This is a genomic window from Bacteroidota bacterium, assembly GCA_020402865.1.
In the GTDB taxonomy this organism is placed as follows: Bacteria; Bacteroidota; Bacteroidia; order Palsa-965; family Palsa-965.
Genome location: JADBYT010000007.1, coordinates 66727 through 80314, shown reverse-complemented (window position 1 = coordinate 80314; position 13588 = coordinate 66727). Strand labels below are relative to the sequence as shown.

The 13588-nt window shown below is 50.7% G+C and carries 12 protein-coding genes; 5 read left to right on the top strand and 7 right to left on the bottom strand.

The genetic code is table 11. The features are described 5' to 3' along the window. Positions 1-3: 3 nt before the first annotated feature. From IM638_05615 to IM638_05585, 7 genes are all read right to left on the bottom strand, one after another. Positions 4-1218, bottom strand: coding sequence for a hypothetical protein (locus tag IM638_05615; protein MCA6362493.1), 1215 nt, complete (start codon positions 1216-1218; stop codon positions 4-6). A 14-nt stretch (positions 1219-1232) separates the two neighbouring features. Beyond that, positions 1233-1700 (bottom strand): hypothetical protein, encoded by a 468-nt coding sequence (locus IM638_05610; GenBank protein ID MCA6362492.1) that lies wholly within the window; start codon positions 1698-1700, stop codon positions 1233-1235. Positions 1701-1716: 16 nt separating this feature from the next. Then, positions 1717-2826, bottom strand: a complete 1110-nt coding sequence (locus IM638_05605) for a hypothetical protein (protein MCA6362491.1) — start codon at positions 2824-2826, stop codon at positions 1717-1719. 8 nt (positions 2827-2834) lie between these two features. Further along, entirely contained in the window at positions 2835-3419 is a 585-nt protein-coding gene (locus tag IM638_05600) for a sigma-70 family RNA polymerase sigma factor (GenBank protein MCA6362490.1), read from the bottom strand. A gap of 66 nt (positions 3420-3485) precedes the next feature. Further along, entirely contained in the window at positions 3486-4448 is a 963-nt protein-coding gene (locus tag IM638_05595; GenBank protein ID MCA6362489.1) for a transketolase family protein, read from the bottom strand. A gap of 8 nt (positions 4449-4456) precedes the next feature. Next, a complete protein-coding gene (locus IM638_05590; GenBank protein ID MCA6362488.1) occupies positions 4457-5860 on the bottom strand; it encodes a VWA domain-containing protein in 1404 nt (467 codons plus the stop codon). A gap of 8 nt (positions 5861-5868) precedes the next feature. Continuing rightward, entirely contained in the window at positions 5869-6717 is an 849-nt protein-coding gene (locus tag IM638_05585; GenBank protein ID MCA6362487.1) for a transketolase, read from the bottom strand. 213 nt (positions 6718-6930) lie between these two features. Here IM638_05585 and ychF point away from each other — a divergent pair, with 213 nt between their 5' ends. The 5 genes from ychF to IM638_05560 are packed head-to-tail and all read left to right on the top strand — an operon-like array spanning position 6931 to position 13563. Further along, positions 6931-8031: a redox-regulated ATPase YchF gene (ychF, locus tag IM638_05580; protein ID MCA6362486.1), complete on the top strand. Its 1101-nt coding sequence runs from the start codon at positions 6931-6933 to the stop codon at positions 8029-8031. A gap of 5 nt (positions 8032-8036) precedes the next feature. Then, the gene (locus IM638_05575) at positions 8037-8264 is read left to right on the top strand and encodes a hypothetical protein (GenBank protein MCA6362485.1); all 228 of its coding nucleotides are present in this window, start codon (positions 8037-8039) and stop codon (positions 8262-8264) included. 58 nt (positions 8265-8322) lie between these two features. After that, positions 8323-10179 carry a type IIA DNA topoisomerase subunit B gene (locus IM638_05570; GenBank protein ID MCA6362484.1) on the top strand — a complete coding sequence of 619 codons (1857 nt, stop codon included), beginning with the start codon at positions 8323-8325 and terminating at the stop codon, positions 10177-10179. Positions 10180-10196: 17 nt separating this feature from the next. Further along, complete coding sequence (locus tag IM638_05565; GenBank protein MCA6362483.1) at positions 10197-10895, top strand: hypothetical protein; 699 nt, start codon at positions 10197-10199, stop codon at positions 10893-10895. Between the two features lie 22 nt (positions 10896-10917). Then, positions 10918-13563 carry a DNA gyrase/topoisomerase IV subunit A gene (locus IM638_05560; protein ID MCA6362482.1) on the top strand — a complete coding sequence of 882 codons (2646 nt, stop codon included), beginning with the start codon at positions 10918-10920 and terminating at the stop codon, positions 13561-13563. Positions 13564-13588: the final 25 nt, after the last annotated feature.

The following is a 13588-nucleotide window of genomic DNA, read 5'->3' as shown; positions in this document are numbered from 1 at the left end:
CGGCTAATACAAATCAGAGTCAGAAATTAAATCCTGCACATCCTGATATTGTATTTTAGCGGCTTCCTGTGAAGTACTTCGAGCAGGCACATCACCATTTCCGGGCATGTTGCTGCCGTCGGCCACATCGGTGCTGTTGTTGAGTTCAAAGGCATCATACATCAGGTAGTTGCCGGCTGATGTTTTGGCTTTTCCGAATCGCAGTGTAAAACCGGCATTCAGGAAAAAAGCATTTTCGCTGGTGCGGCCGTTGTAATATGGACGAAGCTGGTTGAACACACCAATCGAGTCGTTGTACGATTGCGAAAACATCAATACCCTGTTTCTGTTAAAGCCGGCCGAAACGTAAAAGCTGAAATTATTTCCTGTGCGGTAATCCACCCGCAAACCATTGGCAAGCCCCACCAGTCCAAGCCGGAGCACATCATCATCGCCCGAATAAAGCACGCTGTCTTTGTTGCTCACCGCATACAAGCCACCATGCGCCCGCGAATAGGCGCTGATGCTGAGCTTGGGAGTGGGCTGAAATACAAGCTGCGCAAAGCGCGGGTATTGCGCTGTAAAATACACCTTGCCATCAAGCCGTCCCAGCCGCAGGCCAAAAGTGGGCAGTACGAAGCTGTTGCCAAGCCGGTATGTACGCGTAAAACCTGCGCGTAAACTAAAGCTGGGATGCACCATCCAGTTGAACACAGCCGTAGTGGCGAACCGATACTGTTTTATCCGGTCGCCACGGTACTGATCGCTTACCACAAACGGAGAGGCATCGTAAAACAGCACAAACTTTGATCCGAAGGTGTATAACATGCGCAGACTTACGCCGGTTCGTGTAAATACATGCTGGTGCCGAAGTCCTGAAAATTCGGGCGCTATGCGCACTATACCTGCGGTAAACAGCAAATGAAACGTGTTTACATGATTGCTGTCTTTACGGCCAAAGCGGGTGTGGGTGTAAAGCGGGGTAATAAAACCAAGCTGCTGCTCGCCAATACGAAAATCGTCGAGCGTATCATTAATGCTTTGCGAGAAGCGCCGCACGGGCACCAATGGCTTTACGTTTGTACTGAATGCGCTGAACGAAAGCGAGGGCTTAATATAATTCCGCACTACACGCTGCGAAGCAAATGAGCGTGGCTTGTGTTGTTGTGTGGTGTCTGTATCCGCTTTCAGCCAAAGCGAGCAGAATACTGCACAAAGAAGAAGACAGAACTGTTTCATTGTGTGCTGTAGATTTAGTTTTGGCCTTGTTTGGGATTTGGCGAATTGTCTTCAGTTAACAGCCGCACCAGTTCTTTTTTGAAATCTTCTTCGGCTACATAAAGTTGTGCCAGTTTTTTGGCCGGTAAAATTGTTTTCAGTTTTGCATGAAGTTCGGCCTGAAGTTTTACATCTTCTTCGCGGAATTTTATTTCGTCATCGGCCAGTCGTGTAAGCTCTTCGTTGCTGAGCTGATCGGCCTGCTCGCGTATTTTGCGGCGGTTTTCGGCAGCCTGTTTACGCAGTGCATCGCGCTTGTCCTGATATTCGTTATACACCGGCCAGAATACCTGCGCCTCGGCGGGCGTGAGTGATAGTTTTTGCGTAATAAAAGCCACCCGTAAAGCCTGCACCCGCTCGGCTCCCGACTGGGTAGCCGCTGTTTGTGCGGGCAGCGTTTGCGCGGCAATCAGCAGAAAGAATATGTAAAGAATGCGTTTCATGGCAATCGTTTATGCTTTAGTCAATAGGTTCAAGTATCTCGCCGAGTTCTGTGTTTTCGAGGTAGTAGCGCAGCTCAGCATCTTTTTCCGCATCCGGCGAAACCTGTGTTTGCTTAAACTGTTCAGCCGCGTAATCGGCCAGCGCGTATTCATCAATAAGGTCGAATTCTACTGCAACTGCCGTGTTCGACTGTTGCTCGGGCTGCATCTTTTCGGGTGTCTGATTTGCTTTACGTGGTGCTTTGTACACAGGCTTTTCGGCCACCTGTATTTCTTCGGGCGCAGGTTTTGCAGTTTCGAAACGGGGCAGGGGCAAAGGTTTGTGGCTGGCCAGCCCGGTTGCCTGTTGGCCTTCGTTGTTGGCTGTTGCGGTAAACCACCACGCAGCGCCCACCAGCAATGCCACCGAAGCGGCAACAGCTGCAATATTGCGCGCGCTGAAAATGGTAAGCGCAATTACTTTGCCGCCACGGTCGCTTTCGGTTTGAGCAAGAATGCGTTCGGGCAAAGCTTCAAAATAGCCGGGTGGCACATCGGCATCGCTGCCGGCAGCAAGTATTTCGGCCGAGGTACGCTGCATTACGGCCTCCGTAAGCTCACCGAAGTAATGCGGCGGCAATGCAAAACCTTCGTCCTGCTTCACATTATCGAGCGCCAGCATGGCGGGAAGCGCATCCGTAAACTCGTTGAAGTAGCCTTCGGGCACATCCGCAAACGCATCGCTGCCGGAAGGAAGCTGCAACTGTGCATCAATTTGCAGAGTGAGTTCATCAAAGTATGCTTCAGGAACATCCAAACCACTACCGGCTGGTAATGCAGTGAATGCGGCAATGCGGCTGCTGAACTCCTCATCAAAACCTTCGGGCATTACAAAGCTGCCTGGCTCCGGCAGTGCTGCCAGCGAAAGCAGCTTGTCGGTGAGTTCGCTTTCGTAGCCTTCGGGCTGTGCGGTAAATCCGTCAAGGGCAGGCAAATTCACCTGTGCAAGAATATCGTCGACCAGCGTATCAAAGTAACCTTCGGGAACAGCAAGTCCTTCCGTGTGCTGCAAACTGTGCAGCAACGGCGCATGCACCGAAAGGTCATCGGCATCAGGCGGAAGGATATGTGGTTCGTCGTGGTTCATGGCATTGCTCAGGACATGGCCTGACTGGTGTTTCGGATATAGGCTTCAATTTTTTTCACGGCATGATGGTATGACGCTTTCAACGCGCCTACCGAAGTATCGAGTACAGCCGACATATCTTCATACCGCATCTCTTCAAAGTATTTCATATTAAACACCAGCCGTTGTTTTTCGGGAAGTGTTTGAATGGCGAGTTGAAGTTTTTTCTGTATTTCATCGCCGCGAAAGAAATTATCATCCTGTAATTTGCTTTCAATCGAATGTTCCACATCGCCGTAGCGTACCTGTAAATCGGCTTTGCGCTGGCGTATGAAGCTTAGCGTTTCGTTTGTGGCAATGCGGTAGAGCCAGGTGTAGAGCTGCGCATCTTCCTTAAATCCGTCGAGTGCGCGCCACACTTTAATGAACGTGTTCTGCAGCACATCGTCCGTATCATCATGATCCACCAGCATGCGGCGGATGTGCCAGTACAGCTTTTTCTGGTAGCGCACCACCAGCACTTTAAATATCTGCTGGCGCAGTGCGGCTCCCCCGGCATCGGCCGGAGCCTGCCTGAACTGCTGCAAGAGTTGTATATCGCTGAGGTCGTTCATTTCAAATAAAAAAGCTGCGCCGGTTCGTATTTCCGGGCGCAGCTTCTGTGTATGCAATCAGCCTTTTCAGGCGTTTTTGCGGCTCACAGCGCGGAGTGCGGCTTCCACAATGTCGTTTGTGCCGAGACCGTATTTGAGCATCAGCTCATCAGGTGTTCCGCTTTCGCCAAACGAATCGTTCACTGCCACGTATTCCAGCGGGGTGGGGGTGGTACGGGCAAGCAATTGTGCTATGCTGTCGCCAAGTCCTCCGTGCCGCTGGTGTTCCTCCGCCGAAACGGCGCACCGGGTTTTCCGAACTGAAGATAAGACTGCTTCTTCATCCAAAGGTTTAATCGTGTGAATATTGATTATTTCGGCACTGATGCCTTTGGCGTGTAAAATTAGCTGCGCTTCGAGCGCCTTCCATACTAAATGGCCTGTGGCAAAGATACTTACGTCGGTGCCGCTTACCAGGTGCAGCGCCTTACCAATTTCAAATTTCTGGTCGGCCGGAGTGAAATTGGGTACTGTGGGGCGGCCAAAACGCAGATAAACCGGCCCGTCGTAGTCGGCAATGGCCATGGTAGCGGCTTTGGTCTGGTTAAAATCGCATGGATTGATAACCACCATACCCGGCAGCATTTTCATCAGGCCGATGTCTTCCAGAATCTGGTGTGTGGCGCCGTCTTCGCCAAGCGTTAAACCGGCGTGCGAGGCGCATATTTTCACGTTTTTACCGGAATAGGCAATCGACTGGCGGATCTGGTCGTACACACGGCCGGTTGAGAAGTTGGCAAACGTACCGGTAAACGGAATTTTACCGCCAATGGTCAGGCCGGCAGCCATGCCCATCATGTTTGCTTCGGCAATACCGGTTTGGAAAAAGCGTTCGGGAAACTCTTTCTGAAACGCATCCATTTTCAATGAGCCTGTAAGGTCTGCGCAAAGTGCCACCACTTCCGGGTTTTTGCGGCCCAGTTCAAGCAAGCCGGCACCGAATCCGGAGCGGGTGTCTTTCTTTTCGCTGAAGGTGTAGGTGTGTTCCATGTGTGAAATCAAAAGAGTTTTACGGTAATCTGCCCGCCCGGCTCTACTTTAAACCGGCGTTCAATGGTATAAATGGTTTCGCGCGAGTTGAGCGGACGAAATACAATGCGGTAGTTGCCCGGCTGAAGCACGATGCTTTCGTTCATTTGTTTGCTGTTGAGGTTGCACACAAACTTCAGCTCGTTTTTCTCCTCCACAAACAATTGTCCCGGCCCTTCCGAGGGTTTAAATACCGTAAGCATACCGGCTTGCGGAATCTGAATAAGCGTGGTTTTACTCTGCCCCACATCCACATTGTACATATAAATACGTGGTGTGGAGAGTATTTCCAGATCGTATTTTCCTACAATATACTTTTCGAGCCGCCCGAATTCCTGCACATTAATGGTTTGCATCTGCCCGGCTTTGCGCACAATACAGGGCAGGCGGTCGTAGTTACTTACGCCGGCCATTTGCAGATTCAGGTAGCCCTGAGGGGCGTCAACTGCAATTACGTTATGTTTTCCGGGAGTAATGGTAATATTTTCTTTTACCACCTGCGGAATGGTGTGTACCACTAATTTATAGGTACTCAGCGGGTCGAGAATAACCGTATCGGGAAGGCCGCGGTTGTTCATGGTGTGCATGTAGCTGTAGCGGATTACACCGGTTTGCTGGTCGTAAAAGGTCATGGCCACATCGGTTTCGCTGGGGCGGTTGGCCTGATCGAGCAGGTTTACCTGGCAGGTGGTGTTGTTGAGCGCCTGCGAAACCACAATGTTGAGCACGTTGGTAAATGTTTGCTCGGTGGATACATCGTAAAAGCGGCCGATGCAGGCCAGCGATTCGTAGTTGCCGTTAAGCCCCACGCCAATTACAAACGGTTTTAGTGTAATGCCCTGCGACTGCAGCGCAAGCGAAATGGCGCAGGGGTCGCCGTTGCATTCTTCGATGCCGTCGGTAATAAGAATGATGATGTTGCGTGTAGTTTTGCCGTCTTTCGGGAAGTCGGCCCCGCATTTTTCGAGGGTGTAGGCAATAGGTGTGGTGCCGCGTGGTACAATGCCTTCGAGTTTCTGCTTCATTTGCGGCACAGCAACGGCCGGTTTGGCAATGGGCACTTCAAGGCGGGTGTCTTCGCAGTTTCGCTGGGGCTGCAGGCTGTACTGGTGGCCGTAGCAACGCAGTCCGATTTCGATATTCTGCACGGTGCGCAGGCTGTCGAGAAACTTGGAAAGCAGGCTTTTGGCAATATCCATTTTACGCCCGGTTTGCCAGGTGCCGTACATGCTGAACGAGGCATCAAACACAAACAGAATGCGCGTAAGCGGCTGCGGGTTTGCGGCGCGTTGTTGTGCATGTGCTGTATTGCCATTCAGGCAAATTACAGCCAGTGCAAGCAGAAAGGAGCGGAAAAAGAGTTTTTTTAGCATGGTGCGGATCAATAGTCGCCGAGCGTTTCGGGCAACTGAGCCAGAGCGGCTGCAAGTTGTTCATCGTTCGGGGCTACGCCGTGCCATTTGTGTGTGCCCATCATAAAGTCAACGCCGTTGCCCATTTCGGTTTTCATGAGTATAACGACGGGTTTGCCTTTTCCGGTATGTGTTTTGGCCAGATTAAGGGCATCAACCACCGCGCCAAGCACATTTCCCTGCGAAAGTTCAATTACTTCCCAGCCAAATGCGCCAAACTTGGCAGCCAGATCGCCCATAGGCAATACTTTATCCGTCGGGCCGTCAATCTGCTGACCGTTTACATCAACCGTGGCAATCAGATTATCCACTTTATGGGCTGCGGCAGCCATTGCCGCTTCCCAAATCTGACCTTCCTGCAGTTCACCGTCGCCGTGCAGCGAAAAGACGAGCCGGTTATCACCATTCAATTTCTTTGCCAAAGCTGCACCAATGGCCACAGAAAGTCCCTGACCCAGTGAACCTGAAGCCATGCGCACGCCGGGAAGGCCTTCGTGCGTGGTAGGATGCCCCTGCAGGCGCGAGTTTAAGCGGCGGAAAGTAGAAAGCTCATTTACAGCGAAATAACCACTGCGGGCAAGCACACTGTAAAACACCGGTGAAATATGTCCGTTGGAAAGGAAAAACACGTCTTCATTCTTTCCGTCCATCGAAAAAGGCTGCGGATTGTGCTGCATCACACTGCCGTAGAGCGCCACCAGATATTCAGTACAGCCGAGTGAGCCGCCGGGGTGGCCGGAGTTTACAGCGTGTACCATGCGTACAATATCACGGCGCACCTGGGTGCATAGTTTTTCGAGTTCCTGAATGGAGGCCATAGCAGTTTGTGATGAGCTTTTTATGAGATGCGGCTCAAAAGTACAGGTTTTGCAGGGGCTGCGGCTTCGTGTTGATAACAATTAGCCCTTGTTGAAAACTCCAAAGCCTCCATTGCAGAATAGGCGCACCAGCACGGCAGTATTGACGTATTTTTGCCCTCCGGCAGCGGCCCGACGCGGCTGCCGCTCATTTAACACGACCAGCTTCCCGATATGTCACTCAAATGCGGCATTGTTGGCCTTCCCAATGTGGGCAAGTCAACACTTTTCAACTGTCTTTCAAATGCCAAGGCCCAGGCGGCCAACTTTCCGTTCTGTACCATCGAACCCAACGTAGGCGTAATCACCGTTCCCGATGAACGCCTCAATAAACTGGCCGAACTTGTTAAGCCCGAGCGTATTGTGCCCACCACGGTTGAAATTGTGGACATTGCCGGCCTTGTAAAAGGCGCCAGCAAGGGCGAGGGGCTTGGCAATAAATTCCTCGCCAACATCCGCGAAACAAACGCCATTCTGCATGTGCTCCGCTGCTTCGACGATCCGAACGTGGTGCACGTGGACGGCTCGGTAAATCCGGTGCGCGATAAAGAGGTGATTGATCTGGAACTTCAGTTCAAAGACCTCGAATCGGTTGAAGCGCGCATGAAGAAAGTAGAGAAGCAGGCCAAAACCGGTGCCGATAAAGATGCCAAAAAGACCTACGACATCCTCACCGAAATTCAGGCGGCACTGCTGCAGGGCAAATCGGCCCGCACGGTGAAAATTGCCAAAGAGGATGAAAAATACATTTACGACCTGCACCTGCTTACCATTAAGCCGGTTATGTATGTGTGCAATGTGGATGAAGCCTCTGTGAAAACAGGCAACAAACACACCGATGCCGTGCGCGAGGCCGTGAAAGACGAGGATGCGGAAATCCTGCTCATCACCGCCGCCATGGAAGCCGAAATTGCCGCCCTCGAATCGTTTGAAGACCGCCAGGCATTCCTCGCCGAGATCGGACTTGATGAGCCGGGCGTTAACAAACTCATTCACGCTGCCTACAGGCTGCTCAACCTGCAAACCTATTTCACCGCTGGTGTGCAGGAAGTACGCGCCTGGACAATCGACGTGGGCTTTACCGCCCCGCAGTCAGCCGGTGTCATTCACACCGATTTTGAGAAAGGCTTTATCAAGGCCGAAGTAATTGCCTATAAAGACTTTGTAACCCTCGGTTCGGAAGCTGCCTGCCGCGACGCCGGTAAGCTGCGCATCGAAGGCAAGGAATATATTGTGCAGGATGCGGATGTTATGCACTTCCGCTTTAATGTGTAAGCCACATGAAGGAAGTGCTGAATGTATTGCTGTTTATGGGAATGTATTTCATTCTCCCGTACCTCGGTGCGTGGTGGGCCATAAACAAACTCAGCAAACGCTTCGCATGGCTCAATAATGAAGGTTTTGGTTCCCGTGTAATCCGGGGGCTTGTTTTTCTTGGACTAGCGCTGGTCACCGTAGCCATTGTCATTACCATACTCTGGCTCGTTTCGCTGGCAATGGCCCGTTAATTATCCGCCCGCTGCCGACCCGCCGGGCTGTATCGGTTAAAAGGAAAGGAATTGAACTATGGCAGAAAAAGTAAAATACGACGAAGACAATATCAAGTCGCTCGAATGGAACGAACACATCCGCCGGCGTCCGGGCATGTATATCGGTAAATTAGGCGACGGCTCTTCGGCCGACGATGGAATTTATGTTCTCCTGAAAGAAGTGATTGATAATTCCATCGATGAGTTTGTGATGGGGAACGGGAAAAGTATCGATGTACAGATAAAAGAAGGTTCGGTACGCATTCGCGACTATGGCCGGGGTATTCCGCTGGGGAAAGTGATCGACTGTGTATCGAAAATGAATACCGGTGCCAAATACGATTCAGAGGCATTTAAGAAATCAGTAGGATTGAATGGGGTGGGAACTAAAGCGGTTAATGCACTCTCGTCGTGGTTTCGTGTGCAATCCATACGTGAAGGAAAAAGCAAGGTTGCGGAGTTCAAACGCGGGGAATTAACACTTGATGATAAAATCAAGAATACCGATGAAAACGACGGCACCATCATCAGCTTTATTCCCGACGAAACCGTATTCATAAACTATCACTACGTAAACGAATACGTAGAGAAAATGCTGTGGAACTATGCGTACCTGAATACAGGGCTCACGCTTTGGTACAACGGCAACAAAATCAAATCCGACAACGGTCTGCTCGATCTTTTGCAGAAAAACCTGAGCGGCCCGATTGTATATCCCATCATCCACCTGCGCGGCTCCGAAATTGAGCTGGCCATGACACACAGCGATCAGCAGTATGTGGAAGATTATTACTCTTTTGTAAACGGTCAGCACACCACGCAGGGCGGCACACACCAGGCTGCTTTCCGCGAAGCGGTGGTAAAAGTGCTGCGCGATTTTTACAAGAAAGATTACGAAGCGGTTGACCTGCGCACCTCTATTGTGGCGGCAATCAGCGTAAAAGTGCAGGAGCCGGTGTTCGAATCGCAGACCAAAACCAAGCTTGGTTCGCAGGATGTGGGGCCTGAGGGCCCGTCGTTACGCGCTTTTATTGCTGAGTTTCTGAAAGAATTAGATAATTATCTGCACAAAAATCCCGAAACGGCCGACGCGCTTCACCGCAAAATCCTGCAGAGCGAACGCGAACGCAAAGAGCTTTCCGGCATTCAGAAATTAGCCCGCGAACGTGCCAAAAAAGCCAATCTGCACAACAAAAAACTCCGCGACTGCCGCGTGCATCTCACCGATCTGAAAGACGAACGCCGCCAGAACAGCACGCTTTTTATTACCGAAGGCGATTCGGCCAGCGGTTCAATTACCAAAGCGCGCGATGTAAACACACAGGCGGTATTCAGTCTCAAAGGCAAGCCGCTCAACGCCTACGGCCTTACCAAAAAAGTGGTGTATGAAAATGAGGAATTTAACCTCATTCAGGCCGCGCTTGATATTGAAGACGGACTCGAAAACCTGCGCTACAACAACATTGTAATTGCTACCGATGCCGATGTGGATGGCATGCACATTCGCCTGTTGCTGCTTACCTTCTTTCTGCAGTTTTTCCCCGATCTGGTGAAAAAAGGGCATGTGAAAATTTTGCAGACTCCGCTTTTCCGTGTGCGCAATAAGAAGGAAACTATTTATTGCTACTCCGAAGAAGAGCGTCGCAAAGCCATTCAGAAGCTGGGCGCAAAGCCTGAGATAACGCGCTTCAAAGGGCTTGGCGAAATTTCGCCCGATGAATTTAAAAACTTCATTGGTAAGGAAATTCGCCTTGAGCCGGTGCTGCTGAGTTCGGGAGCGATGATTAACGAACTGCTCTCTTACTACATGGGCAAAAACACCGACGAACGTCAGAAATTCATCATCAGCAACCTGCGCGTGGAGCGCGATCTGGCTGAAGAAGCAATAGCCTGATAAAAACTGTTGGTACAATGGGCAAATGGCTTTGGCTGGTACTTATCGCACTCATCGCCGGCTTTTTTCTGTTGGTATTGCCACGCATTGAAACCCGCAACCGCGAAAAACGACTTGATAAAGTTTACGCACCCGTAAAAATGACAGGCTCACAAATTCAGGAAATATTCGATCAGCTTCCCGAGGTACCGGAAGGCGCGGTTGTGTTTTCGGGAAACAGCCTTACCTACGGGTTTCCGTTTGAGCAGCTTGGCGATAAGGCATACATCAATCATGGCGTGCCCGGCGCATTTGTAAGCACCATGATTTTGCAAACCGAAAGCCTGCACGATGCAAAACCGGAAATGCTTTTTCTCGAAGGCGGCATAAACGATTTGCTCAGTGGCAGCAGTGCCGGTGAGGTTTGCCGCTCGTGGAGCGCATTGCTCGATAAGCTTACCGCCGAACTTGGCGAAACACGTATTGTGGTGCAAAGCGTGCTGCCGGTAAGCATTCAAAAGCCCGGCATACACGAGGCCGTGCGGGAAGTAAATGCCTTCCTTTATGCCGAGTGCATGAAACGCGGACTGGTGTTTGCCGATATCTATACACGCCTGCAGCAAAACGGAAAGCTTGGCTACCGTTTCAGTACCGATGGTGTACACTTAACGCCCGACGGCTACGCAGTTTGGGTGGAAACGGTGAAACCTTTATTGCCCCGAAAAACAACGAACTAATTCTTCGCATACGCATACGATCATGAGCGATCAGAACAACGAAAACGAACTTTTTCAATCTCCCGATTCCGCCCAGAACAGCGGACACGGCGAGCATCAGGTACGCCACATCAACGGCATGTACGAAGACTGGTTTCTCGACTATGCTTCTTACGTAATTCTTGAGCGTGCCGTGCCCTATGTGGAAGACGGCCTGAAACCCGTGCAGCGCCGACTGCTGCATTCCATGTGGGAGCTTGAAGACGGACGTTACAACAAGGTGGCCAACATTATTGGCAATACCATGAAATACCACCCGCACGGCGATGCCTCGATTGGCGATGCGCTGGTGCAGATGGGTCAGAAAGACCTGCTTATCGACATGCAGGGCAATTGGGGAAATATTTACACCGGCGATGGTGCTGCGGCGCCGCGTTACATTGAAGCGCGTCTTTCAAAGTTTGCACTCGATGTGGTGTTCAATCCCAAAACCACGCCCTGGCAGCTTAGTTACGACGGACGTAACCGCGAGCCGGTAACGCTGCCTATGAAATTCCCGCTGCTGCTGGCGCAGGGCGTGGAAGGTATTGCTGTAGGCCTGGCCTGCAAAATTCTGCCGCACAACTTCAACGAACTTATTGATGCCTCCATAGCCGTGCTGCGTGGCAAAAAAACCGACATTCTGCCCGATTTCCCCACGGCAGGCATGGCCGATTTTACAAACTACAACGACGGCCTGCGTGGCGGCAAAATACGTGTACGTGCCCGCCTGAAAGTGAAAGACAGCAAGACGCTGGTTATCACCGAAATTCCCTTTGGAACCACCACCGGCTCGCTCATCGACTCCATTATTGCGGCCAATGAAAAAGGCAAAATCAAAGTCCGCAAAATTGAAGACAACACCGCTGAGTTTGTCGAAATTCTTGTTCATCTGCAGCCCGGCGTTTCGCCCGATAAAACAATTGATGCGCTCTATGCATTTACGCAGTGCGAAGTATCCATTTCGCCAAACGCCTGTGTAATTGAAGACGAGAAGCCGCGCTTTGTGGGCGTAAACGAAATGCTCAGAATTTCCACCCAGCGCACACTCGATCTGCTGCGCCGCGAACTGGAAATTGAGCTGAATGAGTTGCAGGAACAATGGCATTTTTCTTCGCTTGAGAAAATCTTCATCAAGGAAGAAATGTATATCGACTTCAAGAAATATGCCGACCGCGAATCGCTGTATGCCTATTTATACGAACGTTTCAAACCACACCGCAAAAAACTGCTCCGCGAAATTGTGGACGAAGACCTTGGCCGTCTCACACAGATTCCGATGATCCGCATTACCCGTTTCGATACCATCAAGGCCGATGAGAAAATGCGCGATCTGGAGCAGAAAATTGAAGGTGTGAAACACAATCTGGCACATCTTACCGATTTTGCAATCGAGTATTTTAAAGAACTGAAGAAGAAATACGGTGCAGGCCGCGAACGCAAAACCGAAATCCGCCAGTTCGATGTAATTGAGGCACGTCAGGTAGTTGCGGTAAACGCTAAACTTTATGTAAACCGCGAAGAAGGTTTCATTGGTTCGGGGTTGAAGAAGGATGAGTTTGTGTGCGATTGCTCGGATCTCGACGAAGTGATTGTGTTTCGCAGCGACGGGGTGATGGTGGTGACAAAACTTGCCGAGAAAACTTACGTGGGCAAAGGCATAATTCATGTGGCCATTTTCAAAAAAGGCGACGACCGCACCGTTTACAACATGGCTTACCGCGATGGTTTGCGGGGCAATGTAATGGTGAAACGTTTCAGCGTAACCGCCATTACACGCGACAAAGAATACAATCTTACACGCGGCGCGAAAGAGTCGAAAGTGCATTATTTCAGCGTAAGCCCCAACGGCGAGCCGGAAGTTATTGGTGTGCATCTCACACCCAACTCAGGCGCCCGCAAGCTGGAGTTTGATATGGACCTGAGCCAGGTGGCCGTGAAGGGCCGTGATGCGCAGGGCAATATTCTTACCCGATATCCGGTGCGTAAAATTGTACTCAAGCATAAGATGCAGGCTGCAGTGCGCAAGCAAAATGTATGGTACGATAAGCAGACACGCCGACTGAGCTACGAAGAGCGCGGCCGTTTCCTCGGCCAGTTTGGCCCCGAAGACCGTATTCTTGAAGTAACCGAAAGCGGCCACTACCGCCTCACCGGTTTCGACCTGAGCACCTATTTCGAGGAAGACACCATCCTGCTCGAAAAATTTGATCCTAAAGCCACCACATCGGCCGTGTATTTCGATGGCGAAAGCAAACAGTATTTTGTGAAGCGTTTCATCTTCGAACCTACAGACAAGAAAACGCTGTTTATCACTGAAAATCCCGACTCAAAACTGGTCATTGTTACCACCAAACCATCAACCACACTCACACTGAGTTTTGCCAAAGTAAAAGGCACTGAACTGCCCGATGAGGCTTACGACATGGATACAATTATTGAAGTGCGTAACCTCAAGGCCAAAGGCAATAAACTCACGCCAAACAAACTCAAGGAGAAAAACGGACTCACACTTACCGATCCGTTTTCGGAACTGAGTGATGATGAGCTGATGGAAGAAGCGAGCGGACTTTCGCCGGTGGAGGAGTTGAGGAAAACAAGCAAAAAAGAATCGGGCAGCGGCAGCAAACCGCAAGGCTCACTGTTTTAAACCAAAAGCGGCATCGTAAAATGAT

What these genes read in the sequence shown, in the direction of transcription:
- ychF (MCA6362486.1), top strand. Translation starts at nt 6,931, where the DNA reads ATGTCACTCAAATGCGGCATTGTTGGCCTTCCCAATGTGGGCAAGTCA.
- IM638_05595 (MCA6362489.1), bottom strand. Translation starts at nt 4,448, where the DNA reads ATGGAACACACCTACACCTTCAGCGAAAAGAAAGACACCCGCTCCGGA.
- IM638_05565 (MCA6362483.1), top strand. Translation starts at nt 10,197, where the DNA reads ATGGGCAAATGGCTTTGGCTGGTACTTATCGCACTCATCGCCGGCTTT.
- IM638_05570 (MCA6362484.1), top strand. Translation starts at nt 8,323, where the DNA reads ATGGCAGAAAAAGTAAAATACGACGAAGACAATATCAAGTCGCTCGAA.
- IM638_05610 (MCA6362492.1), bottom strand. Translation starts at nt 1,700, where the DNA reads ATGAAACGCATTCTTTACATATTCTTTCTGCTGATTGCCGCGCAAACG.
- IM638_05600 (MCA6362490.1), bottom strand. Translation starts at nt 3,419, where the DNA reads ATGAACGACCTCAGCGATATACAACTCTTGCAGCAGTTCAGGCAGGCT.
- IM638_05560 (MCA6362482.1), top strand. Translation starts at nt 10,918, where the DNA reads ATGAGCGATCAGAACAACGAAAACGAACTTTTTCAATCTCCCGATTCC.
- IM638_05575 (MCA6362485.1), top strand. Translation starts at nt 8,037, where the DNA reads ATGAAGGAAGTGCTGAATGTATTGCTGTTTATGGGAATGTATTTCATT.
- IM638_05605 (MCA6362491.1), bottom strand. Translation starts at nt 2,826, where the DNA reads ATGAACCACGACGAACCACATATCCTTCCGCCTGATGCCGATGACCTT.
- IM638_05615 (MCA6362493.1), bottom strand. Translation starts at nt 1,218, where the DNA reads ATGAAACAGTTCTGTCTTCTTCTTTGTGCAGTATTCTGCTCGCTTTGG.
- IM638_05585 (MCA6362487.1), bottom strand. Translation starts at nt 6,717, where the DNA reads ATGGCCTCCATTCAGGAACTCGAAAAACTATGCACCCAGGTGCGCCGT.
- IM638_05590 (MCA6362488.1), bottom strand. Translation starts at nt 5,860, where the DNA reads ATGCTAAAAAAACTCTTTTTCCGCTCCTTTCTGCTTGCACTGGCTGTA.